Below are 3,222 nucleotides of genomic sequence, written 5' to 3' on the forward strand. Positions count from 1 at the left end.
CAACAAAATACCTGTCTCGTTACCTCGGGTGGAAAAGGTTTCTTAAAACTCAACTCTTCTCAGAGGAGGCTTTTTTAGATCAAGTTTCTATACATTGGGTAGAGCAACACTTAATTTGAACAGCGCCTCTCTGCATCATGCAACTCAGCTTTACCACCCGAAAGATAATCCAGATGTTATTGATCTTCAGGTGGAGGGGATGAGTCAGGATTTTACCCATAGCGGCTGGCAATATTTAGAGGACCTTAAATCAAATTTTGCGCATCTGCCTCTTTCAGTTTTTGAAACCTGGCAGTCTGTTGCCAGAAATCCCATGGCATTGGCTTCGGCTATCTTCAGGCTTCAACTAGACGAAAGATTCTGTTCCCGAATAAAAGATGAACTGGCTGTTATTTGGGAAAGCATTCCTGTGTCAATCTGGCATGAATCTTATCATTTAGCCAAGAGCTGGTACGAACAGTTAGGTTTGAGCGAAGACCTATTAGAAAACCTGTTAAAAAACCGCCGGGATGTGCTGCTGGTTGTTGTTTCTGGATTTGAACACCTTGGTGATTTTATCGCCACAGGAAAAAGAGAGAGTTTACAAAGAACACCACCTTTGGAAGCAATCCTTCCTCGTTGGCATCAAGATTTACGGCAACAACATAGTTCTGACTGTCGATGGCCAACAGCTCTCGGTATTGAACTAAGAGCATGGGTTCAGCATCAGGAATTACCAAACACAGTTAAGCTTTTGTCAAACATGACATATACCCATGCAGCAACTTTATTGCCAATTTTCATGGCCTATGTTACTGCCGGAAAAACGAGCATTTCATCGCTTTTTCCCGATGAAGCATACCTTAAATACAACATTCGAAATATTTCTGATTTCGACCGAAATAACTGGTACACACCAGTACACGCCTTGATGGTTTCATATCTGCTAGCCAAGGATTTTTAGGAGATTGATATGCAGTATTTCACGGATTTGGTTAAGCAGAGCTTGTCCCGAAGAAGAGAAGCAACGCTCAGTGTTCTCGGGATAAATGATGCTGGCCTTAGAACTCACCTGGCCAGCCAGATGAATGATGAGCTGGGTGTAGAAGGCTGTTTTCTTGCCCCACCCGTTTTTGAACATACATTTGGTTGGCAGGAATCTGCCAAAACGTTGGATGACCTCGAAGGTAACTTACTTTCAAAAAAACTTATAGAAACACTGGAAACATCCCACGCCTACCAGTTCCCCCGAACAGCTCATCCTTATAAGCATCAGCTAGCCTCATGGAAAACCCTGCTTGACGATAAGCCTAAATCAGCAGTCATTACCAGTGGTACCGGCTCAGGTAAAACTGAGTGCTTTATGGTGCCTATTCTTGAGGACCTTATTAGAGAGCGGCAGGTAACTAAAAAGCCCCTGATTGGCGTTCGAGCTTTATTCCTGTACCCATTAAACGCCCTTATAAACTCTCAACAAGAACGATTGGATGCCTGGACCAGAGCCTTTGAGAAAGATATTCGATTCTGTCTTTATAACGGTAAGACTGAAGAGAGCAAGTCATCGCCAAAAATAAGGAATTTACAAAAAGAGCACCCGAACCAACAGCTGTCCAGAGAGTCTCTGAGAGAAGAACCGGCGCCTATTCTGTTGACCAATGCCACTATGCTTGAATACATGCTGGTCAGACAGGTAGACAGCCCTATTCTGGATATTTCTCGTGAAGAAGGTTCATTACGATGGATTGTACTGGATGAAGCCCATACCTATATCGGCTCTCAGGCTGCGGAATTGTCCCTGCTCTTAAGGCGTGTTGTTCAGGCATTTGGAAAGAAAGCCAAAGATATTCGCTTTATTGCAACGTCCGCAACCATTGCCGGAGCTGAGGCTGAAGAAAAACTGAGAGACTATCTGGCTGGTCTTGCCGGTGTAGATAGAGAGCAAGTCGATGTGATTGGAGGCTCCAGAGTATGGCCTGATATTGCGGAGCATCCAAAGGAAAACCAGGCTTTAGAACAATTGCGCTCCATTGAGCCTGATCAAGAAGTTTCTTCAAAGCGTTTTGAAGCATTGGAGAAAAGCAATGTAGCGACGGCTCTACGCCATGCGGTTGTGAGTCATGACAGGCCTCTTGATCTGAATGATTTGATCAATTGTGTCGATTCCGATCTCAAAAGTACTGATCGAAAAAGCAAACAACAAGAAGTTCTCAAGTGGTTAGACTTATTAACCGGTACCCGCCACTCTAGTGATGAACCGCCATTCCTTAAGTTAAGAGCACACTTTTTCCAACGAATGCTCCATGGCTTATGGAGCTGTGTTGATCCGAAATGTACCGCTAAAAGTGAGCATTTAAAAGACTGGCCATTTGGTAATGTGTATGTAACACAACGGTCTCGCTGCGATTGTCAGGCTCCCGTCTATGAATTAGCTTTTTGCCATGATTGCAAGACACCTCATCTTGTTGCTGAAGATCGTCGTGGTGAGCTGCACCAATGCAGCCCCTACTCCGGTGATGAATTCTCTTTGACCTACGAGCCTGAAGAAGACGAGTTACCGATTAAACAAGAGCATTCGTCGTCTGAAGCAAAGCATGGTCAGTCTGTAGCTATCGTATCCAATGGCAGTGAGTTTGGCGAATATCTGGATATTTCTCTTGATCTGGAATCATTAAAGCTTGGCAGCTTGTCTGCCCAGAAAAGTCTTTCCATTCAAATAGCATCAACCAAAGACAGGTGTTGTTCACATTGTGGCGTGGATACTTCCAGAAGAGACAGCTTTTTGAAGAAAGCTTATTTGGGTTCACCTTTCTATGTGGCAAATGCTGTGCCTACGGTTTTGGAGTTCTGCCCAGACCCTGATAAAAAAGATTGTAACGGAGAATCACCTGAAGAACTGCCCGGACGGGGTCGTAAGCTGATTACCTTCACGGATAGCCGTCAGGGTACCGCGAGAATGGCTGTGCGAATGCAGCAAGAGGCGGAGCGTTCCAAGTTAAGAGGACTCGTTTTTTCCTCTCTGAGAAGTGCTCAGGCAAAGGCCAATCTTGAGCCGAAAAATAACACCACAGCTGATTACGATAGCTTGATTGCAAAAGCAGAAGAAATGGAGGGGATGGCAGGGCAAAAACATGATCACCAATTGAACAGCGCCATCAAGAAACAGCCTGTATAATCAGGGTTTTTCCTGTCTTTCGATGTCTGCAAAAGCCCTGTTTTCCAAATTCTCCTCGCTCACTGATAAGC

At 44.7% G+C, this 3,222-nt stretch carries 1 protein-coding gene and 1 pseudogene; both read left to right on the plus strand.

Annotated features, from left to right (window positions below):
- Window positions 1–85 precede the first annotated feature (85 nt).
- A pseudogene (locus ACNRUY_RS26035) lies at window positions 86–943 on the plus strand (STY4851/ECs_5259 family protein); the annotation flags it as partial.
- A gap of 9 nt (window positions 944–952) precedes the next feature.
- Window positions 953–3,151, plus strand: a complete 2,199-nt coding sequence (locus ACNRUY_RS26040) for a DEAD/DEAH box helicase (protein ID WP_488114582.1) — start codon at window positions 953–955, stop codon at window positions 3,149–3,151.
- The last annotated feature ends 71 nt before the right edge of the window (window positions 3,152–3,222 follow it).

The organism is Endozoicomonas sp. Z74, from assembly GCF_057680865.1.

What these genes read in the sequence shown, in the direction of transcription:
- ACNRUY_RS26040 (WP_488114582.1), top strand. Translation starts at nt 953, where the DNA reads ATGCAGTATTTCACGGATTTGGTTAAGCAGAGCTTGTCCCGAAGAAGA.